The organism is Aliinostoc maniaoense, from assembly GCF_058172895.1.
On record NZ_CP187952.1, the window covers coordinates 6,191,363 to 6,214,948 of the forward strand.

General features: G+C 39.9%; 22 protein-coding genes. 7 read left to right on the forward strand and 15 right to left on the reverse strand.

The window, feature by feature from the left end; genetic code table 11:
- The first annotated feature begins 164 nt into the window (after positions 1-164).
- Entirely contained in the window at positions 165-1,166 is a 1,002-nt protein-coding gene (locus ACPZ3T_RS27160) for a cyanophycin synthetase (protein WP_490272535.1), read from the forward strand.
- 210 nt (positions 1,167-1,376) lie between these two features.
- On the opposite strand, the gene ACPZ3T_RS27165 is transcribed toward ACPZ3T_RS27160, so the two are convergent.
- From ACPZ3T_RS27165 to ACPZ3T_RS27195, 7 genes are all read right to left on the reverse strand, one after another.
- Positions 1,377-2,063 (reverse strand): PHP domain-containing protein, encoded by a 687-nt coding sequence (locus ACPZ3T_RS27165; protein ID WP_490272536.1) that lies wholly within the window; start codon positions 2,061-2,063, stop codon positions 1,377-1,379.
- Between the two features lie 446 nt (positions 2,064-2,509).
- On the reverse strand, positions 2,510-3,535 hold the full coding sequence (gene purM / locus ACPZ3T_RS27170; protein WP_490272537.1) for a phosphoribosylformylglycinamidine cyclo-ligase: 1,026 nt from the start codon (positions 3,533-3,535) through the stop codon (positions 2,510-2,512).
- Between the two features lie 100 nt (positions 3,536-3,635).
- A complete protein-coding gene (locus tag ACPZ3T_RS27175) occupies positions 3,636-3,842 on the reverse strand; it encodes a hypothetical protein (protein WP_490272538.1) in 207 nt (68 codons plus the stop codon).
- A 163-nt stretch (positions 3,843-4,005) separates the two neighbouring features.
- Positions 4,006-4,608 carry a superoxide dismutase [Fe] gene (sodB, locus tag ACPZ3T_RS27180; RefSeq protein WP_490272539.1) on the reverse strand — a complete coding sequence of 201 codons (603 nt, stop codon included), beginning with the start codon at positions 4,606-4,608 and terminating at the stop codon, positions 4,006-4,008.
- Between the two features lie 598 nt (positions 4,609-5,206).
- Positions 5,207-6,808, reverse strand: a complete 1,602-nt coding sequence (locus ACPZ3T_RS27185; RefSeq protein WP_490272540.1) for a bifunctional pantoate--beta-alanine ligase/(d)CMP kinase — start codon at positions 6,806-6,808, stop codon at positions 5,207-5,209.
- A 42-nt stretch (positions 6,809-6,850) separates the two neighbouring features.
- A complete protein-coding gene (locus ACPZ3T_RS27190) occupies positions 6,851-7,093 on the reverse strand; it encodes a hypothetical protein (RefSeq protein ID WP_490272541.1) in 243 nt (80 codons plus the stop codon).
- Positions 7,074-8,186, reverse strand: coding sequence for a septal ring lytic transglycosylase RlpA family protein (locus ACPZ3T_RS27195; RefSeq protein WP_490272542.1), 1,113 nt, complete (start codon positions 8,184-8,186; stop codon positions 7,074-7,076). The genes ACPZ3T_RS27190 and ACPZ3T_RS27195 overlap by 20 nt, the downstream gene beginning before the upstream one ends.
- Positions 8,187-9,015: 829 nt before the next feature.
- On the opposite strand from ACPZ3T_RS27195, the gene glsA reads away from it, so the two are divergent.
- Positions 9,016-9,990 carry a glutaminase A gene (glsA, locus tag ACPZ3T_RS27200; protein ID WP_490272543.1) on the forward strand — a complete coding sequence of 325 codons (975 nt, stop codon included), beginning with the start codon at positions 9,016-9,018 and terminating at the stop codon, positions 9,988-9,990.
- Positions 9,991-10,447: 457 nt separating this feature from the next.
- Here the strand turns inward: glsA and ACPZ3T_RS27205 are convergent, their stop codons facing one another.
- From ACPZ3T_RS27205 to ACPZ3T_RS27235, 7 genes are all read right to left on the reverse strand, one after another.
- Positions 10,448-11,179 (reverse strand): HAD family hydrolase, encoded by a 732-nt coding sequence (locus ACPZ3T_RS27205; RefSeq protein ID WP_490272544.1) that lies wholly within the window; start codon positions 11,177-11,179, stop codon positions 10,448-10,450.
- Positions 11,180-11,280: 101 nt separating this feature from the next.
- On the reverse strand, positions 11,281-12,354 hold the full coding sequence (locus ACPZ3T_RS27210; RefSeq protein WP_490272545.1) for a 30S ribosomal protein S1: 1,074 nt from the start codon (positions 12,352-12,354) through the stop codon (positions 11,281-11,283).
- Between the two features lie 206 nt (positions 12,355-12,560).
- Complete coding sequence (locus ACPZ3T_RS27215; RefSeq protein WP_490272546.1) at positions 12,561-12,710, reverse strand: hypothetical protein; 150 nt, start codon at positions 12,708-12,710, stop codon at positions 12,561-12,563.
- A gap of 130 nt (positions 12,711-12,840) precedes the next feature.
- Positions 12,841-12,948: a photosystem II reaction center protein T gene (locus tag ACPZ3T_RS27220; protein WP_015141482.1), complete on the reverse strand. Its 108-nt coding sequence runs from the start codon at positions 12,946-12,948 to the stop codon at positions 12,841-12,843.
- Between the two features lie 99 nt (positions 12,949-13,047).
- Positions 13,048-14,577, reverse strand: a complete 1,530-nt coding sequence (gene psbB, locus ACPZ3T_RS27225) for a photosystem II chlorophyll-binding protein CP47 (RefSeq protein ID WP_490272547.1) — start codon at positions 14,575-14,577, stop codon at positions 13,048-13,050.
- Between the two features lie 319 nt (positions 14,578-14,896).
- On the reverse strand, positions 14,897-15,079 hold the full coding sequence (locus ACPZ3T_RS27230) for a hypothetical protein (RefSeq protein WP_490272548.1): 183 nt from the start codon (positions 15,077-15,079) through the stop codon (positions 14,897-14,899).
- On the reverse strand, positions 15,072-15,395 hold the full coding sequence (locus ACPZ3T_RS27235; RefSeq protein WP_490272549.1) for a hypothetical protein: 324 nt from the start codon (positions 15,393-15,395) through the stop codon (positions 15,072-15,074). The genes ACPZ3T_RS27230 and ACPZ3T_RS27235 overlap by 8 nt, the downstream gene beginning before the upstream one ends.
- 508 nt (positions 15,396-15,903) lie before the next feature.
- On the opposite strand from ACPZ3T_RS27235, the gene ACPZ3T_RS27240 reads away from it, so the two are divergent.
- From ACPZ3T_RS27240 to ACPZ3T_RS27260, 5 genes are all read left to right on the forward strand, one after another.
- The gene (locus ACPZ3T_RS27240; RefSeq protein ID WP_490272550.1) at positions 15,904-17,556 is read left to right on the forward strand and encodes an ABC transporter substrate-binding protein; all 1,653 of its coding nucleotides are present in this window, start codon (positions 15,904-15,906) and stop codon (positions 17,554-17,556) included.
- 81 nt (positions 17,557-17,637) lie between these two features.
- Positions 17,638-18,663: an ABC transporter permease gene (locus ACPZ3T_RS27245; protein WP_490272551.1), complete on the forward strand. Its 1,026-nt coding sequence runs from the start codon at positions 17,638-17,640 to the stop codon at positions 18,661-18,663.
- 99 nt (positions 18,664-18,762) lie between these two features.
- Entirely contained in the window at positions 18,763-19,584 is an 822-nt protein-coding gene (locus ACPZ3T_RS27250; protein WP_490272552.1) for a DUF3598 family protein, read from the forward strand.
- A gap of 142 nt (positions 19,585-19,726) precedes the next feature.
- On the forward strand, positions 19,727-20,107 hold the full coding sequence (locus tag ACPZ3T_RS27255; RefSeq protein WP_490272553.1) for a hypothetical protein: 381 nt from the start codon (positions 19,727-19,729) through the stop codon (positions 20,105-20,107).
- Between the two features lie 447 nt (positions 20,108-20,554).
- Positions 20,555-21,271 carry a biliverdin-producing heme oxygenase gene (locus ACPZ3T_RS27260; RefSeq protein ID WP_490272554.1) on the forward strand — a complete coding sequence of 239 codons (717 nt, stop codon included), beginning with the start codon at positions 20,555-20,557 and terminating at the stop codon, positions 21,269-21,271.
- Positions 21,272-21,871: 600 nt separating this feature from the next.
- Here the strand turns inward: ACPZ3T_RS27260 and ACPZ3T_RS27265 are convergent.
- The gene (locus tag ACPZ3T_RS27265; RefSeq protein WP_490272555.1) at positions 21,872-23,356 is read right to left on the reverse strand and encodes an AAA family ATPase; all 1,485 of its coding nucleotides are present in this window, start codon (positions 23,354-23,356) and stop codon (positions 21,872-21,874) included.
- Positions 23,357-23,586: the final 230 nt, after the last annotated feature.

Genomic DNA, 23,586 nt, shown 5'->3' on the forward strand with positions numbered 1-23,586 from the left:
GACTTTAGTCCTTGTTTGAGAACTTTTAATTATTTACCCTATTCTACTCATATCAGCTTTTATAAACGTTAAAACCTGGTTTTTACTAAAAATATTAAAGTTATTGACCAATATTTCTTATTTAGTTAAAATTTTGGCAACAAATTATACTTGTCAAGCAGAAAATGCCATTAGTAACGTCAATAATTCAAAAAATTGCGCCCCAAATTGGTGCAGTAGTAGTCATAGATCCAGAATATCAATTAGTCGGGCATATTACCTTTAAAAATGGTCATAAAGCATTTTTTAGTACCACAAAATTAAATATTAATGGTTTTGGATCAGCAGAAATAGCAAAAGATAAAGGTTATTCTAATTTTTTTCTGAAGCATTTTGGATATAAAGTTACGGAAGGAAAGACATTTTTTAGCCATAAATTTTGTGAAAAAATTGGTAACGATAGAAATATAGATATCGGCTTTGAATATGCTAAAAGCTTAGGATTTCCCGTCATCGTTAAACCTATTAATCTCAGTCAGGGAAAATTAGTTACTAAAGTTTATAATAAAACTGAATATTATCAAGTAGCGAAAAAAATATTACGAATTAATTCAGGATTGATTGTAGAAAAGTTTTATCTTGGCAAAGACTACAGAATTGTAGTAATAGATAATGAAGTCATGGCAGCATATCAAAGATTGCCTTTATCTGTTATCGGTGATGGCAAATCTACCGTTTTAGAATTACTACACCACAAACAGGATAATTTTCTGCAAACTGGTAGAAAGAAAATTATAGATTTTGATGATTTTCGTATCAAACAAAAACTCAAAAAGCAGAATCTTAACTTTAATAGTATTATTCCCAACGGTAAAATTATCTATCTGTTAGATAACGCAAATTTATCTAGTGGAGGTGAAGCAATAGATGTCACGGAAACTATTCACCCAGACTTTCAGAAACTAGCTTTAAATGTTGCTAAAGATATGGGTTTGAGGTTAATTGGCTTAGATATCATTACCCAAGACATAACCAGACCAATGGTAGATTATGTGATCATTGAAGTGAATGGTTCACCTAGCTTAACTCACTATGCCTCAATTGGAGATATTCAAATTCAGCGAGTTGAAAACCTATATCTCAAGATTCTTCAGGCATTAGAAAAAGATTATATCAATCTAAATTAATGGTAAATAGTGATTTGAAATATACAATTTATCTAGAGTTTTAGCATGATCCCTGATGGGTTTTTTCTATTTTGCATTGTTTAAATAACCCAATTTCCTAGATGAACCACTCGCCCCAAGCCGGGAGATCGGTCTAAGGCGGTGGCTGCCCAACCTACTCAAAGGAGTGAGAAATTGAGGTTGATAACTGTTCATCACTATGATAAGTAATTACAGCCGTTGCAGTATGCTTAAACCGTGGGTATCAGTACCGCAAGTATTGAATAGCCCATATTCTTGAGCTAGTTGCTTAACTTGTTGTGATTCGGTGAAGCTCGGTTTCCAGGGGTTGGGGTTGTTGTAGGCGTAGAAGGTTTCTACACCATCAATCCCGTATTGTACGGCGGCTGGAATTAAATCAAAATGCGATCGCTTATAACGTGCCGGATGGGCTAATACAGCTAGTCCCCCAGCCGCATGAATTGCCTCAATAACGTTACCGGCTTCATATTCTTTACCTGTAGTTATTCTTCTTTGTAAATAAGGTCTCATACTCAGGTGTTCTGGTTGAAAACCATAAGCCAAAATGTGAACTTCTACATTCAATAAATTAGCGTTCACTTCTACACCACTCCATAAATACGGAGTAGTTGCGCCGGGGTTGTTCCATTTCCAGTTTTCCAGCCAAGCTTGCGCTGCTTCATAACCACCGATAGTATGATGGTCAGTAATCGCCAAACCATTTAAACCAATAGCGATCGCTTGCTCCATCAACACATTTGGCTGTAATTTACCATCTGAGTAGACAGTGTGCATATGAAAGTTAAATAATCTCGGACAACTTTCGGCATCTATATTCTGGAAAACTTGCTCTAAGAGTTCACAACAAGCAGATGTCCGGGCAAAATTTACAACCATAACCCCCTCTGAATAAAAATACGTGATTCCTTCACACCAACACGCCACATCCAGAAATGAGCATTTAGCAGCACCTTTAGTCAGTGCTGAAAGCTATTTTCTCAGTTTTATCAGTCAGATTTTTTCAATATGTTAAGACTACGTTAGCAAATCTAAATGCTTACGGTCATGAGTATATTCAATCGCTGTGATAAGTTTCAGTCACAAATATTTAGATTTCTAATCTTAGATACTTAGATAAATACAAAGTAAATCATCTCCAACCCTGATTTTTCAACAACTATCACACCCTAACCCTCTATACATATCCTGTAAAATATGTATAAAAATTAACTAAATTATTAATCATCTAAAAGTAATTCGTAATTCATAGTTAAAATCACTGAGAGCCTGTACCCTCTTAATTACGAATTACGAATTACGTTAGCGTAGCGGGGCGCAGCCCATTACGAATTACGAATTATTCCCCCTTCACCAGTAATCACTTCCCCAACTACAAAAGCAGGAATATCTTGGCCTGTAAAGAATTGAATTGTCTGTTCTACTTGCTGGGGTGGGATGAGCAATACAAAACCAATGCCCATATTAAAGGTGTTATACATTGCTTCCTCACTGACAGATCCGGCTTCAGCTAGCCATTGAAAAATCGGCGGAATCGTCCAACTGTTAGGGTGAATTTTAATGGATTGACCTTTGCCCAAACACCTAGGTAAATTTTCTGGTAAGCCACCTCCGGTAATATGTGCCATACCGTGAATTTCTAAGCCTGCTTTTCGTGCAGCTAAAACAGGTTTGACATAGATGCGTGTAGGTTGTAGAAATGTTTCACCGATAGTTGCACCACCTAATAATTCTGGGGTGTCTTCCCAATTGAAACCGCGATCGCTAACAATCTTCCTGACTAAGCTTAAACCATTACTGTGGACACCGGAGCTAGGAAGCGCGATCGCTACATCTCCCACTTGCACCTGTGAACCGTTGAGCATTTGGCTTTTTTCCACAATTCCCACACAGAAACCAGCCAAATCATACTCACCAACTTGGTAGAAACCAGGCATCTCCGCCGTTTCTCCCCCCAATAAAGCACAACCAGCCTGCTGACATCCTGACGCAATACCTGCTACCACTTGAGTGAGCTGTTCTTTATCTAATTTGCCTGTAGCGACATAATCTAGAAAAAACAATGGTTCTGCGCCTGATGTCAACACATCATTCACGCACATGGCGACTAAATCAATCCCCACAGTGTCATGACGGTTGAGCATATGGGCAATTTTTAGCTTCGTCCCTACACCATCTGTTCCAGAAACTAATACAGGTTGTTTATAACCGCTTGGGAGTTCAAAACACCCGCCAAAACCACCCAGTCCGCCTAGAACTTCTGGTCTAAAAGTACTGTGAACCAAATTACGAATCTGATCTACAAAAGCACGACCAGCTTCTACATCAACCCCTGCATCCCGATAATCCATAAGAGTTAGTTATTAGTCATTAGTCATTAGTTATTAGTTCATAGTTAATAGTGCGTAGTCAATAGTCCATAGCTTTTCTCCCCTGCACCCAGTCCCCAATCTAAAAAACTTCTTTTTCAATTCCACGCCACCATTCACCTAAATTCATTAAGTCTTGGTGGATATCTGCTAATTCATTAGCGTATTCATCTTCAGAAATTGTGGCTTTGCGTTCTTGGAGTTTTTTGAGCCGCAGTTGTACTAATAGCCAAGGTTTAGCTATGCCATTAGTTGCTTCCATGTATTGTGCGAGTTCTTTACTATTCATTTGTAATAATTGTTGCAATTCTCATTTAATATAATAATAAATTATAGGCTAATGCGATCGCTAAAACTTCCTTATTTTATTAGAGAGCAAAACAGCCACGATTTAAGCCGTGACTGTTGATTTATGCAAATTTTGCTAATGAAACTTAAAAAATCACTGCAAATTAAGCCTTCGCTAAATTTTCAGCTACAAAGTCCCAGTTTACCAATTGATCTAAGAAATTCTTGATAAATGCTGGACGAGCATTTCTAAAATCAATGTAGTAGGCGTGTTCCCAAACATCTATGGTTAGAAGTGCCTTTTTCCCATGAGCTAGAGGGTTTTCAGCGTTTGGTGTTTTCATGACTTTGAGTGTACCACCATCATCAACTAACCAAGCCCAGCCGCTACCAAACTGAGTTGCAGCCGCACTAGAAAATTCTTCTTTGAATTTGTCGAAGCTACCAAAATCTTTGTCAATTCTAGCGGCTAAGTCACCGGTAGGCGCGCCACCACCTGCGGGTTTTAAGCAATTCCAGAAGAAGGTATGATTCCAAACTTGGGCAGCGTTGTTAAATATCCCTACTTTAGCGGGGTCTTTAAAGGAGATTTGAATCACTTCTTCTAAGGATTTATCAGCTAAGTCTGTACCTTCGGTTAGCTTGTTGAGGTTATCTACATAAGCTTTGTGATGCTTGCCATAGTGATACTCAAAGGTTTCGGCTTTCATACCGTATGACTCTAGAGCATTCTTGTCAAAGGGTAAGGCAGGTTGTGTGAATGCCATATTGTGAAGTCCTCTCTTTACTGTTTTGCAATTGAAAACTATTGCGGCAGCCTAGGAAATTACAAGTCTTATGCTGACTTTTTTATATCCCTCAAACATAGGATATAAAACTTAACATCGTCATTCTACTACCAAAGTGAATATTCATACCCAATAATTTTTAAATCAGTGGAATTAGCCAAAATTGATAATGATAAATCCAAGCTACTTATATTTCCTAGATGTAGCTATTGGCAGCAGCAAGCTCAAATTCTGGGTAGGGGGATAATTGGATTTAGTTGTCAGGTGGTAGGAATGTTGATTTAACTTAGAGTTTTATCTCAGGTGTAAAAAATCATTCTTTAGCCAGATGAATTAACTATAAGACTATTTAGAATGTTAACTACAACACCTGTTAAATTTTTTAGCTAATTAATTTTTAAATATAGAGAAACAGGGAGCAAGTGTTGAATTTCTCACTCCCTATAAATTGCAGGCTGGGGACTAATCAATTAAACAGTCTTGGGTAAAATCACCCACGTTCGGGTAGGGTTTGTACCCCAAACAATCCAAAATCCAAAATTTAAAATCTAAAATTCGGAGTGTCAACCGTCAACCGTCATCGCTGAGAAAAACTTTGCTGATAGTAGTTCACAATTTGTTGTGTCACATCAGCTATGCTCAGACCATCAGTTTGTAATTCAATGGCATCTGCTGCTTTTTTCAAGGGGGAGACTTTGCGAGTGCTATCTTTCCAGTCACGTTCAGCAATATCTCGTTCCAGTTGTTCGAGGTTGACTTGTGGTTGACCTTGTTTTTGAAAGTCTTGTTGGCGACGGCGAGCGCGTTCACTAACAGAGGCGGTTAAGAAAATTTTGATTTCGGCATCGGGGAAGACATGAGTACCAATGTCTCTGCCTTCAGCGACTAAACCACCTTTTTTACCCCAAATTTGTTGCTGTTTGACTAAGGCTTCTCGGACAGCAGCTTGGGCTGCGATCGCGGATACTTGAGATGTAACTGCAACAGAACGAATGGCTTGGGTGACATCACTACCATCAATCCAAACCTGCACAGGAGATTGTAAGTCTGGGCTGGGAGTCAGTTCAATTTGACATTTATGAGCTAATTGGGCGATTTCACACTCATCATCAATGGCAATACCTCGTTCTAGAACTAACCACGTTATAGCACGGTACATTGCGCCTGTATCTAGATAAACTAGACCTAACTTTGCTGCCACTTGACGGGCTACTGTAGATTTTCCCGCCCCGGCTGGCCCATCAATAGCGATGATAGGTTGGCGATCGCGCAGGATGGTATTATCAATCAATCGTGTAGCACCAAGACGAGCTGCGATCGCAATCATTCCTTCCTCCGTAATTTGATCTATAGACATTAATGTAGTTGGTTCAACTAATTCAATATATTCCACTGCTACTGTACTAACCTTAGCTAACTCCTGCTGTACACTGGCTATCAACTGATGGCGATCGCGTACACCTGCACGAAAAGCCATCTCAGCTTGTTGCAAGCTGCGATACAATACTGCTGCTTGCTGTTTTTCCTCGGCAGTCAAATACTGATTGCGAGAACTCAAAGCCAAACCCGAAACTTCCCGTACTATCGGGCAAGCAATAATTTCTACGGGCAAATTTAAATCAGCCACTAACTGTTTAATAATCGCTAGCTGCTGACCATCCTTTTGGCCAAAGTAGGCTCGGTCAGGTTGTACTAAGTTAAAAAGCTTAGTCACAATCGTTGCCACCCCTTGAAAGTGACCTAGCCGAGAACGACCACACAAGCCAGATATCATAGCAGATGGAGGGATTACTTGTGTTACCTTATATTCTTGTATATTCTTGTAAATTCCCATTTCTTCAGGACTAGGCGCGAAAATAGCATCTACTCCAGCCTGTTCACATAATTGTCGGTCTGCTTCTAAACTGCGAGGATAGCGTTCAAAATCCTCATTCGGGCCAAATTGTAGGGGATTAACGAAAATACTGACAATTACCGCCGAATTTTCCTCTCGCGCCCGTGCAATCAAACTTAAATGACCTTGATGTAAACTCCCCATAGTCGGTACTAGACCAACTGCTGTCTCATACCAGCTATTTATCCCATCCACAACTAGATCATTTGATCCTGTTAGCTGATTTTGCCAGCGATGTTTCTGTAAATAGCAACGTAAAGCTGCAACTGTTGTCAACAGGCGCACAAAAATACCCCTAGTTCAATCTTTAGCATCTCCTCCGTTAGTTTATCTCTCAAACAGAGGGAAGAAAAAGATGAAATAGGGGAATTGGGCATGGGGCATGGGGCATGGGGAATTGGGCATTGGGCAGGGTGTGCTTGGTGTGGGAGGTGTGGGATGGTGGAGAACAAATTTTTCCCCCCACACTACCCTCTCTCCCCACACTCCCCCCTCCCTTGTCTCCCTTGTCTCCCTTCGCCCCCTGCCTCCTCTGCCCTGCCTCCAAGAACTATCGACCCAGGACTTCAATTTTCACTGGTGCAAGTCCACTACCGATCATACCCAGAACTCTGGCTGCACCGGTTGATAGGTCAATCACCCTACCCCGAATGTATGGGCCTCTGTCGTTGATTCGCACTACAACAGAACGACCATTGCGGGTATTGGTGACACGCACTCTTGTGCCGAAGGGTAAGCTACGATGGGCGGCGGTCATAGCTTCTGAATTGAATCTCTCACCTGTGGCGGTCGGTCTGCCATGAAAACCACGACCGTAAAAGGAGGCTATTCCTTGGAAGGTGAGTCTAATGTTGCTAGCAACTTGTTCGGGCAAGTTAGCTACTACTTGTGACGAACGAGAACGGGATGGTAAGTTAGCAATTTGTGTGAGCGGAGAGGCGTTGCCGATGAGCCTACGTAGGCGATTTGTGGCTTGCAACGCGTCTTTGGCTAAATCATTGGTGGTATCTGCGAGGCGGGTATTTTGATTAATTTCCACCAATTCTTGATTGTTGATTTTGATGGTGTAGCGATCGCCTGATTGTTGTTGAACTGAAACACCCTTATTTTCGGATGAATTGGCAACTTTGGTTTCGCCTTTTCCCTTCCAACTGACCGTAATTTGATCAGCTTTAACATTATTTCGGATCATCTGGTTGATCTTGGCTGCAATCACACCAGCTCTATGTACTGGGTCATCTTGCAGCGAGCCAGTTTGAATCTTGGCATTCGCTAAATTTCCTGCACTTGCCACCTGGACTGAGTTCCCAGTGTTAAGGGCGTACAATTGCACGCCCTGATCATCTTCTCCAACTACACCCACTTTCTTTTGACTGTTCGTAGTTGATTTAGAACTCAAAAAGGTCAGAACTGGAATGTTTCGGATATACAGAGTCGCCGCCCGCCGACCGCCAATTTTGTGAGGATGAATACTTGTATTTACAGCATCAGAGGTATTTCCCCCTGCTGAAGTTTTCAACTCCCCTACCTTCTCCACTTCACCAGCTGCTGCTTTTGGTGCAGCTAGTGTGGTTAACTTGGTGGTCTGAGTCTGACCAACTGAAGGTGTCCCTACTATGGTCAGAGAAAGGGCGACAAAAGTCCAAAAATGTCTTTGATTCATGCGTCCGATTTTAAAGCGACTATAGAACAGCAGTCTCTTAGTTGTTGGTAGCTGGTAACAAATTTTAGTTATTACCAAACTCTCCTAAGTTGCGAACTCGTTCCGCTTTTACTTTCTGTTTATTAACTGCAACAGACTAACACGAAGTTTTGGGGTTGGGGATCAGGGTTTTAGCGTAGGAATTGGCCTATTTTTTTAATTTACGTTCTCCAGACAAGGGCAAAACCTTCTTCAAATGCGGATTTCGCCTATGTAACCTTTTTTTCAAACTACTAACATTTTCTTCTCAAAATTTAATATTTTCTGGAATTTAAAATGGTGTGTTTCTGATCAAACATTATAGGGTTTTCCCTGTTACTAGTTGTTTAATTTTATACTTATAAGCCTTGCTAATTAATTTAATAATAATCAAATATAGTACAAAAAAATAGGTAAAATTGTGCTGAATTGTATTTAATTTATATTTTTTTTATATTACCTTGAAAAGTAGTTGCATAAATACTTATAGGCATAATACTCTTATATTTGACTAGAATATAGCGATCTAGGTTGATATATTTTTTATAATGCAAAATATGTAATAATACTTTGTAAGTTGCTTAAATATGTAATGAGAGTGACATGAGACTACAGTAATCATGAGTAAAAAAAATTGCTATTTACTGTAGCCGATGTTTGATTACATTGTCATAACCCAATTAGAAAAAAAATCAAAAATTATTCTCAAAAGTGTGTAGAGTATTTTTGCCTTGTATTAAAAGTTACTTTGAAACAGTAAATTTTAAGTCAGTTGATTAATTCAGATTTTAAAAATCAAGCTATTAGCCTCATGTCCAAGCCAGTAAACTCAGAAAATATAGAAATAAATTCCTCTCCACTGTTGAAGGTGATTAATGAACTGCATCTGAAATACCAGTCACTGACAGCAGGAACATTAGCAAACTATATTCCAGAACTAGCAAAAGTCAACCCAGATTTATTTAGTATTTGTATTGTGACGGTAGACGGAGAGGTGTACGAAGTTGGGGATTACCAACAGCTATTTACAATCCAATCAATTTCCAAAGTATTTGCCTATGGACTGGCGTTGGAAGATCATGGACGGGATTATGTCTTGACTAGAGTGGGAGTAGAACCAACGGGGGACGCATTTAACGCCATTATCTTGGATGAGCAATCAAAGCGACCCTATAACCCAATGGTAAATGCTGGAGCGATCGCCACTACCAGTTTAATCAAAGGATCAGGGGCAACAGAACGCCTCAACCGCTTACTAGATATGTTCCGACGCTACATTGGTCATGATGTATTTGTGGATATTTCCGTATTTACTTCTGAACGTAGCACCGGACATCGTAACCGCGCAATGGCGCATCTCATGCTTAATTTTGGCATGATTGACCAAAATATTGAAGAAGCGTTAGACCTCTATTTTCAACAATGCGCTGTGATGATGAACTGCCATGACTTAGCGGTGATGGCAGCAACGTTAGCCAACAGAGGTACAAACCCAATTACAGGGGAACAAGCCGTAGATAAACGTTACATCAAAGATATTCTCAGTGTCATGTACACCTGTGGGATGTATAACTTTGCAGGTGAGTGGGCTTACAAAGTTGGCATCCCTGCCAAAAGTGGTGTCTGTGGCGGTATTATGGCGGTTGTTCCTCATCAGATGGGAATTGCAGTGTTCTCACCACCCTTAGATAATCGTGGTAACAGCGTCAGGGGGGTAAAAGTCTGTGAGGAACTATCCCAGCGTTTGGGCTTACATTTATTTGATTGTTCAGGTTCACAACTATAGCAGTTGCTAATTATTGTTGGGATAAGGCAGGGGGCGTATCAATTCAAAATTCAAAATACCCTACGGGAAGGCTTGCGCCTACAAAATTCAAAAATATTAGGGCATGGGGCATGGGGCATTGGGCATTGGGCATTGGGCATTGGGCATTGTATTTTTCTCCCCCTGCTCCCCCTGCCCCCTGCTCCCCTGCTCCCTTGTCTCCCCTACACCCCTACACCCCTACACCCCTACACCCCTACACTAGGCTGTTGACTTTGTTGAAATTTGGGCGGTTTTTAGTAATTTTGTACGCGATGTTTAATTTGTGCCTCAAAGCCTTCTCAAAACACAGTTTCAGCCATTGTAACTACGCACATTTTTTGCATGGACAAAATCCCAAAAAAGGTACAGAGTCAACAGCCTACCCCTACACCCCTACACCCCTACACCTATCAAGCATGGGCGATAACAAAATCAATCAGCCGACAATTTGAATTTCATTTAGTTTGTTAATTACTACATCAGCACCTTGAACATTATCGAATTTACCTACCCAACTAATACCAATACAACCTGCGGCTTTGGCATGATGCGCCATTCTCATATCTCCTACAGAATCACCTACCATTAAAGTAGCGTTTGGTTCTACACCTAAGACTTGACAAGCATGGATAAATAATGCGGGATCTGGTTTACTTAGTCCATCATCTACACCGATTTGTGCTTGGATGTAATCACTTAATTGATATCGTGCTACAAAGTCTCTCACTTCTGCTGTTGTGGCTGCCGAAAGAATACCTAGTTTGATTCCGGCTGTAGAAAGGGACTGCAAAACTTCTAAAGTGCCGGGAAATAGAGGTGCAGGAGTTTGATTTACATATTTTTCGGCTTCATCTAAAGATTGACGAGCTATTTTCAAGGATTCAAACCACCCTCTCCCAGTTTCGGCAATATAGGCGGCGGCGGCTACTTCTGTTTCTCGACGGCTAGCTACAGCCATTAAGCCGGCATGGTCAAGCATATCACCATTAATCCCAAAGGCCATTAATAAGGGTTCGCCAATACCAGGGATTTGAGCATCTATTAATCGGGCTGCTTTTTGTCCGAGCGATCGCAAATAAACTTCTGAGTCTTCTAAAGTACCATTTTTATCAAAGAAAATTCCTTGAATATTAGGAAACTTGATGTTTCTACATTGAATGGTTGCCAAAATACTCCAACCTCATAAATAATAAATTGCAAATAAAAAAAGAGGGAAAATCCCTCTTGTCAAAATTTTGTAACACTTGTAAAACTACAATTGCATTAATCTTATTCTTCAATAGCTGCTGGTATTTCTTCTGCCACTGTACTTTCAGTACTTTCAGTACTTTCAGTAGTTTCAGTTTCAGTTTCAGTTTCAACTACATCTTCGGTGGCGGGTGGAATTTCTTCCTCAACTTCACCCACAGTTTCTACAGTTTCTGTAGGTAGAGTAATACCTTGCTGTTTAGCTAGCATCTGTTCTCGATACTTAGCAGCCATTTCTTCGGCTTTATCATAAACCAAATCACGGTTTTTAATCATGTCACCGGGTTCTGGTTCTAGCTGTTTGGTAGATAGAGAAATTCTGCCTCTTTCTGCATCCAAGTCAATGATCATCACTTTAACTTCATCATTGACATTGAATACACTGTGGGGTGTATCAATATGCTCGTGAGAAATTTCGGAGATGTGTAACAAACCACTGACACCGCCGATATCGATAAACGCACCGTAAGGCTTGATACCGCGCACTGTACCGATAACTACTTCGCCCACTTCTAGGCGGTTCATCTTCCGTTCAACTAACGCCCGACGATGAGATAGAACTAGGCGGTTACGTTCTTCATCTACTTCTAAAAATTTTAAAGGTAGTTCTTCCCCTACCAAGTCTTCTTTAGGTTTGCGGGTGCTGATGTGAGAACCGGGAATAAAACCACGTAATCCTTCAATTCTCACCAATGCTCCACCCCGGTTGGTAGCAAACACACCAGAACGGACGGTTGCATCTTCTGCTTGTAGCTGTCTTACGCGCTCCCAAGCACGCATATATTCAATCCGGCGGATGGAAAGGGTTAGCTGTCCATCTTCGTTTTCATCGGTGAGGATGAAAAATTCTCTGGTTTCGTTGGATTGTAATACTTCTTCCGGGGCATCGACCCGGTTTATAGACATTTCTTGTATAGGTATATATGCTGCTGTTTTAGCACCAATGTCAATCAGAGCGCCACGCGGTTCTATACTAAAAACTGTACCTGGTACGATATCTCCGGGGCTAAAATGATAATCGTACTTATCGAGGAGGGCTGCAAAATCTTCGTGAGTAAATCCAATTTCTGTAGCGGTTAAGTTCTGATTGACCATGCTGATTTGTTCCTGGTTCTAGTCTCCGTAAAGGTTATGCCATAATAGCGATAATCTATGCAACTGTCTTGGAGGCAGTTTACAACTATATCTTTCAATCCTAGCTTAGAAAAGCTAGTGTTAACACATATCAACTCCCAGAAAGAGAATTATATCATATCGATATGTGAAATTTTTAGATTTTTAAGACGCAATCCATCATCTTTCTACATAAGGGTTTTGGGTGGATCTGAACTTTGAAAAAATTCATTGAAAGCGGCGGGAAACTCCATCCCCTTGTGGGTGGAGAGGGATAGCCGCCCCGCCGCTTGGGGCATAGGGCATAGGGCATAGGGCATTGGTATTTTCTTTCCCATGCCCAATTCCCAATGCCCAAAAACTCCATCCCCTTGTGGCTGGAGTTTTTTATACAAAAATATCCGTTGTTTCTTGTGGAAGCAACGGATAAAAGTTTGATGTCATTTTGACAAATTTGGTATTAACTACCTATTTTTCTTCTTTTTTCTGAATGCGGGGGGGTTCGCGGAATGCGATCGCAAAGAAAAGAACACCAATCGCCAGAGTCAAAATTAAAATGTATGCAACGCTTTCCATATCAAAAGCTCCTGCCTATCCAGTTAGTAATTAAGGTATTGGGGATGGGGATAAGGTCTTAGGTATACATCCCTAGTCCTCATCCGCCAGTCCCTAAAATTAGAGGGCTTCTTTCCGGCGGGTTGTCTTGTCACCCACTTTCTGGAATAGACCCCATTCGACTTGCTCTTCTAGATCCGCTTCTACACCAGCAAATACGTCTCTGTAGATTGTCCGAGAGCCGTGCCAGAGATGTCCGAAGAAGAACAACAGAGCAAAGACAGCGTGTCCAAAGGTGAACCAACCTCTAGGAGATGTGCGGAATACACCATCAGAGTTCAAGGTTTCGCGGTCAAATTCAAAGATTTCGCCGCCTTGAGCCTTACGAGCATATTTCTTAACATCGGCAGGATCTGTAAAGGTCTTACCGTCAAGATCACCACCGTAGAAGCTAACAGTTACACCTGTTTGTTCAAAGCTATACTTTGATTCTGCCCGACGGAATGGGATGTCAGCGCGGACAACACCATCAGCATCGGTCAAAATTACTGGGAAGGTTTCAAAGAAGTTAGGCAGACGACGTACAGTTAGTTCACGACCTTCAGCATCTGTGAAGACAGCATGACCTTGCCAAGATTGGGCAATACCATCACCTTTGACCATTGGCCCTGTACGGAATAGACCGCCTTTAGCGGGGCTATTACCTACATAATCATAGAAAGCCAGTTTTTCTGGAATTTGTGACCAAGCTTCCGACAAACTTGCACCTTGAGCAACGCTATTTTGGACGCGACGCTCAATTTCTTGATGGAAATAACCTTGATCCCACTGATAACGGGTGGGGCCAAACAGTTCGATAGGGGTGGTAGCGTTACCGTACCACATCGTACCAGCAACTACGAAAGCTGCGAAGAATACTGCTGCAATACTGCTAGAGAGTACAGTTTCAATATTACCCATCCGCAGGGCTTTGTAGAGCCGTTCCGGTGGTCTAACAGTGAGGTGGAATAAACCCGCAATAATACCAACTACACCGGCAGCAATGTGGTGCGCCACTACACCACCGGGGTTAAAGGGGTTAAACCCGGCTGGCCCCCATTCCGGTGCGACTGGCTGGACGCTACCAGTGATCCCATAGGGGTCAGAAATCCACATACCAGGGCCAAATAGACCTGTTAAGTGGAAAGCACCAAAACCGAAACAAAGTAAACCAGATAAGAACAGGTGAATGCCAAACATTTTTGGCAAGTCAAGAGCAGGTTCACCAGTGCGGGGATCTCTAAAGAGTTCCAAATCCCAATAAACCCAGTGCCAAACAGCAGCTAGGAACAATAAACCAGACAGGACAATATGAGCTGCCGCAACGCCTTCAAATGACCAGAAACCAGGATCAACTGCTGAAGCACCAGTGACACTCCAACCGCCCCAAGATTCGGTAACGCCTAGACGTGACATGAAGGGTAGCACGAACATCCCTTGCCGCCACATCGGGTTGAGAACAGGATCGCTGGGGTCATAAGTGGCTAGTTCGTACAATGCCATTGAACCAGCCCAGCCTGCCACCAAAGCTGTGTGCATCAAGTGTACAGAAATTAGCCGCCCTGGATCATTCAGAACGACTGTATGTACTCGGTACCAGGGTAGTCCCATCGACTACGCTCCTCCTCGATGAGTTGTGTTTACAAAACAATTTTCTTACTTAAGGTTCTAAGGTTAGAAGCCTAACCTTGGACTTCTCTGAATTTTTTTATTGCCAGAGCTTGAACACTTCCATATCTGAGCATTTTAAGCCAGAGAGGGACTTTTTTAGCAACGCCGACACACTTTAGAGAGATGATCTCGGAGGGTAGCGATCGCTAAGTAAAAATGAGAATGTTTTAAAAAGTGTAACTATTGATGGAACTGTTTGCAAGCGTGTAAATAGATGCGCTCATCTGGTCTACTAGATTCATCTTGCCAGGAATCGCCCTTAAAAGATATTTGGTGGATGTTTAGAAATATTTACATATGGGGAATGGGGAATGGGGCATTGGGCATGGGGAATGGGGAATGGGGAATGGGGCATTGGGCATGGGGCATTGGGATAACATCTACCTTGTCTACCTTGTCTCCCCTGTCTACCTTGTCTCCCCTGTCTACCTTGTCTAAACAACTAATTGAATATTCTGCAATTGACACCTAGCTTCTGCGGTACATAGGCGTTCAATCACTTGTTCGGCTGTCATTAACCGCTTTAGCACTACTTGACCAATAGTTTTATTTACAAATTCTGATGAACTAGGCTTGACTTCTACAGTTAATACAGCTTCTTCAATGCGATAAAGCCACATCAATTCCTGGCTTTCTACTAAGCAAATATTCAATCTTTGAATCTCTGGTGGTCTGCGCCATGCGGTGATTTGCCATAGTCCATCAGATGCCCAAACTCTGCCAACAGTCCATCCCTCAGACAAAAAGAAATACTTCATGATTTTAATCTCACTATTTAGACTTGATAATTTACTGTTTATTCACTGGTAATTATGGCGATTTCATGATGTATAAACATGAAATTTGCTACTCAAGCCATCATGAGTATTTTCAAGAAACTTGATTGAGTATTTATCCCTTTAGCGAACTGATTACACAAGAAAAATTTGAGCTATGCCGTAAATTTATTCCTGGGGTAGATTTGGTGAAAAATTATCGCAGATGGCTTGATAAATGTAACAAAGCGTAAACTTTAACATTTGGTGTCAATGCCCTACCATACTCCTGATAACTAATTTCAATGTTCACTATTGTATTGACTACAGCAGGTTAACAAAGTTAATTAATATCTTTTTTATTGAATATTTAATGATTTGCAAAAAACAATACTTGATTCCCAGTACCGAGTTTCCATTCCCCAGTATCTGATCTTCTCGGGTAAAAAGTTGGTGACTATTACCATACATATAGTATGATTACTGGCTAATTTGACACATCTGAAATGCTATGACTAGGTTTTCGATATTAGGGCAAAGATGGGGAAGGGTGACGAAATTTCTATCTTTGTTTTGTTTATGCTTACTTTTAGCGATCGCCTGTACACCCAGGCAACAGGTAAATACTACATCTACGACTGGGGGTAATACAACGGCTGGGGATGGACGTATTACTATCGGGACAACTGCCAAGCCAAGAACCTTAGATCCTGCCGATGCCTATGAGTTAGCCTCTTTGGGTTTAGTGTTCAATATGAGCGATCGCCTCTATACTTATGAACCAGGGAGTACAGAAATTAAACCACAACTGGCGACAGCTTTACCAAAAGTCAGTGCAGATGGTCTAACGTATACTATCCCTATCCGGCAAGGTGTGGTGTTTCACGATGGCACACCCTTTAACGCCAAAGCAATGGAGTTTAGTATCAAACGATTTATCGAAAATAAGGGTAAACCTTCTTTCTTACTAGCGGATACAGTAGACTCAGTAGCGGCTACAGGGGACTATGAGTTAACAGTGAAGCTGAAAAAACCTTTTGCGGCTTTTCCTTCCTTGCTGGCGTTTTCTGGGGTGTGTGCTGTTTCGCCAACTGCTTATGAAATTGGTGCGGGGAAATTTAAACCAGATATTTTTGTCGGCACTGGCCCTTATAAAATGGCGCAGTATGGTACAGATTCTCTCAGACTTGATGTATTTGACAAGTATTGGGGAGAAAAACCAGCAAATCAAGGAATTAACGTTCAAATTCAGACGAGTCCGGTTAACTTGTTTAACGCCTTCCGTACAGGTGCTGTAGATGTCGCCTACTTGTCATTACAACCAGATCAAATTCGCAGCCTAGAAGCTGGCGGCAAAAAAGGAGATTGGCAAGCGATTACGGCTCAAGGTAGTGTAGTGAGTTATATGGTTTTGAATCGTAATCAAAAACCACTAGATAAACCAGAAGTTAGACAGGCGATCGCTGCTATAATTGACCGTCCACTATTAAATGAACGGGTTTTGTACGGTCAAGCTGATCCGCTTTATAGTATGATTCCCACTACATTCAATGTTTCTCAGCCATTATTTAAAGACAAATATGGCGATGGTAACTTTGAAAAAGCCAAACAATTGTTAACGGCTGCTGGTTACTCGAAAGAAAATCCTGTCAAAATTCCCGTTTGGTATCCTTCTAGTTCCCCAACCCGCAGTTTAGCTGCACAAACACTCAAATCTATAGCCGATACCAAAATGGATGGCATAGTACAACTAGAAGTAAACACAGTAGAAGGAGCAACCTTTTTTAAAGACATTTCTAAAGGTTTATATCCCGCCGCTTTACTAGATTGGTATCCCGACTTTTTAGATCCAGATAACTATGTACAACCATTTTTATCCTGCCAAAAAGGTTCAGATGCTAAAGGTTGTGAAGATGGTGGTAGTCAAACTCAGGGTTCGTTTTACTATAGCGAAACCATGAATAAATTAATCGACCAGCAACGCAAAGAACAAAATCCAGCAGCAAGAGAGAAAATTTTTGCTGACATCCAAAACCAAGTACTTAATGATGTACCTTACGTTCCTTTATGGCAAAACAAAGACTATGTATTTGCTCAAAAAGGTGTAACTAATGTCAACCTTGACCCCACCCAAAACTTAATTTATAGAACCATCAAGAAATAGGTAAGTAGGTAATTCGTAATTCGTAATTATGGATTACCTAGTTTCTATATAAATTGTTTTTTTGAATTTTGAATTAATAATATGTCTCGATCTAAAGCTTTACAATATTACATTGTTTCTCGGTTGCTGTTAGCACCATTACAGTTATTAACTATCATTACCATTGTATTTTTATTACTACGAGCTACACCAGGAGATCCAGCAGATGCGATTCTGGGAGGACGTGCGCCGGAAGCTGCTAAAGAAGAATTGAGAAGACAATTAGGTTTAGATTTACCTTTGTGGCTACAGTATCTCAATTACTTGGGTCATGTGCTTCAGTTTGATTTAGGTACATCTTTGACAAGCCGGGGACAGGAAGTTTGGAATATTATTGGACAACATTTTCCGGCGACGGTAGAGTTAGCAATATGTAGTATGGCGGTGGCTTTAATTGTCGGTATTTTGGTTGGTACGCTGTCAGCTTCTCGTCCTGGAACGTCTTTTGATATTGGTGGACGGTTATTTGGCATTATTACCTATGCCTTACCGATGTTTTGGGCTGGTATGCTATTACAATTGATTTTCTCGGTACAATTGGGATGGTTTCCTAATTCCAACCGTTTTCCGCCCAATCTTCCTGCACCATCGGCAATTACTGGACTATATACCATTGATAGCTTACTAGCGGGGAATTTTAGCCAGTTTTTCGCCGCTTTGCACCATTTAGCTCTCCCCAGCATTACTTTAGGCATTTTGCTGAGTGGAATTTTTGAGAGAATTGTCCGTGTCAATTTAAAACAAACTCTCCGTGCTGACTATGTAGAAGCTGCTAGAGCTAGAGGTATTGCGGAAAATAAAATTTTAGTGTCCCATGCTTTGAAAAATGCTTTGATTCCAGTGATTACAGTTTTGGGTTTAACCTTTGCTTCTTTGCTGGGGGGAGCGATTTTAACTGAGGTGACATTTTCTTGGCCTGGGTTGGCAAATAGGTTATATCAAGCCATTTCTGATCGTGATTATCCCACAGTGCAGGGTGTACTAGTCTTTTTTGGTGCGATCGTCGTGAGTGCAAGCATTTTGATTGATATTCTCAATGCTTATGTTGATCCACGTATTCGTTATTAAAGGTTTGTAGTCAGAACTTTAGTTCTCAAAAAGGACTAAAGTCCTTACTACGAAGTGAATTTTTTACATAAATTAACATAGTTTGGATATGAATCCTATATGAACTCTCAATGGGAATATTTATTAAAAAATGTCGGTGAATGGCAAGGTTCATTTACTCGCTTCTCACCCCAAGGGGAACTTTTAGAAGATATTAAAAGTGTGGTTTCCTTGGAAGCTTTAAACAATAACCAAACTATCCATCAGGTTGTTCGTCGGGAAGGACAACCCGATTTAGTTTTAGAATACAGTTCCTTGCCTTGGAGTACCATATTGTTCCCTAATGGAGCATTTTCCCAAGGTTCTATTCAGCTTGCACCATTCGGTGAATTTGGCGCAGAACTAGGATTAATTTATGAAAATCGCCGTTTACGCCTAGTTCACTTATTCAATAAAGATAGTCAACTAGATAAATTTGTCCTCATTCGTGAACATTTAGCTGGTACTGAACCAGTAGAGAATCCACCCCTACAAATAGATGACTTGTTGGGAGAGTGGGAAGGTGAGGCTACAACAATATATCCTGATTGGAGTCCTCCTAAGACTGTCTCAACAAATCTGAAATTGCAACTTGACGACAACGGGCGATTAATTCAAAGTTTGAGTTTTGGAGATCATCCCACAATTACCTCAACAGCCACTATTAAAGGTTGTATCATTCTCTTTGACGAAAATCCCCAAAAACAGGTACAAGTTTTGCTCCTACCTAATGGTGCTTCTGCAACTTCTCCCCTGAAAATGCAGATACCCCAAGGGTTAATTTTAGAAGCCGGTTGGTTAATTAAACCCAATTTACGCCAACGCATGGTTCGCTGCTATAACAATAAAGGTGAATGGGTAAGTTTAACTTTAGTTACAGAACAGCGAATCAAAACTATATAGCCATACCGAAGTAAGCCAAACGCTCTAAATAATTCAACGTTTGTAGAAAGGACTTTAGTCCTGGTTTTAATTCTGGGAAATTCCGAAAAGTGAAAACTTGATTTTGTATCTAAAAAATACAAGCTTTTAGGAATTACTCATTATGAATACAAAAGCCATTTCTACTGTCTTAGCTACAGCGACAGGAGCAGCTTCCATATTAACTGCTACTCTGGGATTTTCTACCTCTGCACTAGCTAATACAACCGTATTTAGCTGTAGTGCTAAAAATGTATATGTTGAAGTTTCTCGCCTCAACAATGGTAGGTTACGTTACGCAGCTTATAATATTCCTACTACTCTTAGACGGCCTGATCTGTTGCTCAATGGTGGAACAGTTCAACGCAATCGCAATGGAGAAGTTGTTTACAGATTTAGAAACGCCAATTATCTTTATGCTGCTATTCAAGATGAGGGCTATGGCAGAGTCTTAGTTTACAAAAATAATCGATTAATTGGTACAAACTACTGCGGTGATGTCTAATAGCAATTCCTAATTCGCAATTTAGAAATAGGGCTTACGCAACTGGTATATTTTTGATGTAGATGTAGACGTAGGGTGTGTGACGCTGCGAAAGAATGTGAAGGTAGTCATAAGACTGGTAGCGTCACGCACCAACCATCAATTTTGACCTAGGTTGGGATCTACTAATTCCCTCAATATACAAGGTTGTGTTATGGCTAGCTCAGGATTTGGTTGTGTGAGGATAATTATTCTAGCTCTAACGCACCATATGATAGCGGTGCGTTACGCGTTGCTTCAACGCACCCTACCAAACACACTTTTGATTGCCTAGAATGTTGTTTGTGCTTAAGAATTTTTAATATAAATTCTCATCAAATAGTTCTAATGTAACTTTTTAGTGGTATTTTTTAGCCGTTTGTAATTTACAACTCCGGCAGTTGCACCTTTAAAGTTGAGAATTTTAGTATGAGCAGCAATTTAGCAAACAAACTGCGTGTTGGTACAAAAAAAGCCCACACAATGGCGGAAAACGTGGGTTTTGTCAAATGCTTTTTAAAAGGAGTGGTAGAGAAAAGCTCTTACCGCAAGTTAGTGGCTAACTTTTACTACATCTACTCGGCGATGGAAGAGGAGATGGAAAAGCACAGCCAGCATCCAATTGTTTCCAAAATTAACTTTACCCAACTCAACCGTAAGCAGACTTTAGAGCAAGACTTAAGTTATTACTATGGTGCTAACTGGCGGGAACAAATCCAGTTATCTCCAGCCGGGGAAGCTTATGTAAAACGCATTCGGGAAATCTCTGCTAATGAACCAGAATTATTAATTGCCCATTCTTACACTCGTTACTTGGGTGACTTATCTGGGGGACAAATTCTCAAGAATATTGCTGTGACAGCAATGAATCTTGGTGATGGCGAAGGCACAGCCTTCTATGAGTTTGCAGATATTCCTGACGAGAAGGCATTTAAAGCTAAATATCGTCAAACTTTAGATGAACTACCTTTAGATGATGCCACAGGCGATCGCATTGTTGATGAAGCTAACGCCGCCTTTGGTATGAACATGAAGATGTTCCAAGAACTAGAAGGTAACTTAATCAAAGCCATTGGTGTGATGTTGTTCAACACCTTAACTCGCAAACGCACACGCGGTAGCACTGAACTCGCTACAGCTGAGTAATATCAATTCAAAATTCAAAATTAAGAAAGTTGAATTTTGGTGAATTGGTAAAAAGTAAACTTTTGTAAAGTAAGTTTAAGTAAAATTTAGGGGCAAACTCCCCAGGTTCTTCTGCTTTTAGCAGATGTTCTTGAGGAAGTTGCCCCTAATGTTTTGGGCTATATGATTGCTTTAGTTGAGTCGGAGTCAAAGAGTGTAACTCAGACTGAAAACCCTGCTTACTGCGTTGAAATATGAATGCTCACAAGATAGAAGTCGTTTTAACTGAAGATGGAACAACTTATTGTGGCTACAGCGAGATTTTATAATTGTCCTTTGTTAACTGCGGATACGAAAATTCTTAACTATCCTGATATGCAAACTTTTAAGTAGATGTATTCGCCTTTAATATTGAACCCTTAAACTAAGAAAATCTAGTAATTGATTTCTTCCCAAGGATGGTCAAAGTCTTATATATCAAGATATTTGACAGCCAATGTGGAGCAATAAAGCTTCTCCACATTGGCTATAATTTAATTTTTGGGATTTTTTGCATTACATCATAAACGTTTATCTATAAGAAAAAATGCCCTTGCCCCTAATTGAATGCCCTTATATAAATCAACCATATAATTCGAGCTTTTTATTCGTTAACCAAACTTGTACTGGTTCAGAAAAGGTTGACCATTCAGGTGATTGAGAAAAAACTCTAATTATACTATTTAATCCTATTTCTTCAGAACATCCCATCTGTTCAACTAAAACTTTTACTAAATTATGGTGATCTCCAGCATTAACTATATCAGAAACTAAAGTTATAATTTCTTCATTTTCAGAATCCATTTGTTTTTGAATATTGCGAATACAATTGAAAATAAAATTTTCAGGTTTTGCATTTTTTGGTAAATTAAACTGCGTTAAATGCGTTAATAATATATCTCGCAAATTATCTATTTCTGAGCCATGACCTGTTATAACTCTTTCGATTTGCTGTTTCTTTTCTTTTTCAGTAACAAAGACATCTCCGTCTAATACAAATAAAGCATTATCGATTGATTGACGAGAAAGGGCTAGCCCTCCAGAGATAGTAAATACATTTGTAGCAGCACCATATTTATAAATTACTACATCTTTAGAAATTCCACATAGTCTACAAATTTGGCTAACAATTGCTTGTGCAAGGTTATCTTCAACATATATTTCAATTGATTTTATCTGTTTACCAGTCATACGGCGAGTAATATCTGGAGTTGTATTAGCCATACAAACTGTATGTTTTTCAGTTTGATGAATATGTCTTAATTCAACTTTATCTTTTAATTCAAATAATTCAGTGTTGTGAGAAGTAAATATTATTTGATGATGCTTTTCGATAGCACGTTCATAAATAACTGTAATTAAGTTTTTAAGAGCTTGTGGATGCAATAATAAATCTATTTCATCTATTAAAATTAAACTAGAGTTATAGGGCGTTCTAAAAACAGCATCAAGTATTGTAAATACTCTTTGTTCTCCTGCTCCCATTGTTAATGCTGAATATTGTGTAGCTCCAACTTTAACTCCAATAATAGTTTTATTTTCATATGTATGTACGTGTAAACTATCATAATTTTTATTGAGAATGTAACCTGCTTTTTGACGAATTAATATGTCTAATCTATTTGATTGTGTTTCTGTTGTATACTGAATTTTTTGTCCTTTATTTTCAGATTCAATTACTGGAACACAAGTTTTAATCTCAACAAATTTAACATATCTTTCAGGTCTCCTTGCATAAATTACCCATCTATCTTTTTTTTGATAATCTTTTCTTACATGAGAGTAATTATGGCTATCATCACTATAGCTATAATCGATAGATAGATATGAACCCGTCCAGTTAAAGTGATTATGTGGTGGAAAGAATCTGGAAAATTTGTAGTTCTCATCTTCTTCCTTTATCGGTTTATAGACACAACATAAAGCATATAAAATAGTGGATTTTCCACAACCGTTTACTCCCATTAATGATATCAATGGCGAACCTTCTAAGTTAATACTTACCTGAGAAATGTTTTTAAGTTTTTTAATAGTAATTTCATGAATACTTTGACTATGTATTACCATTACCTCTCCTTAATCATGGAAATATATCAAGCTGAGTCTTAGGGGATTACTTAATATTTCTTTGTATAATTTGTCAAATGTTGTCATATTAACATAACTCGACATATGGGCTATCACCCGTGACAAGTATGCCAATAATGATCAGCAACATCAGCATCAGCAATGACTGGCCTGTGAAAATATATCAAAGCGAACCTAAAAGGTATTGATCTGAGATGCGCGACGCAAAA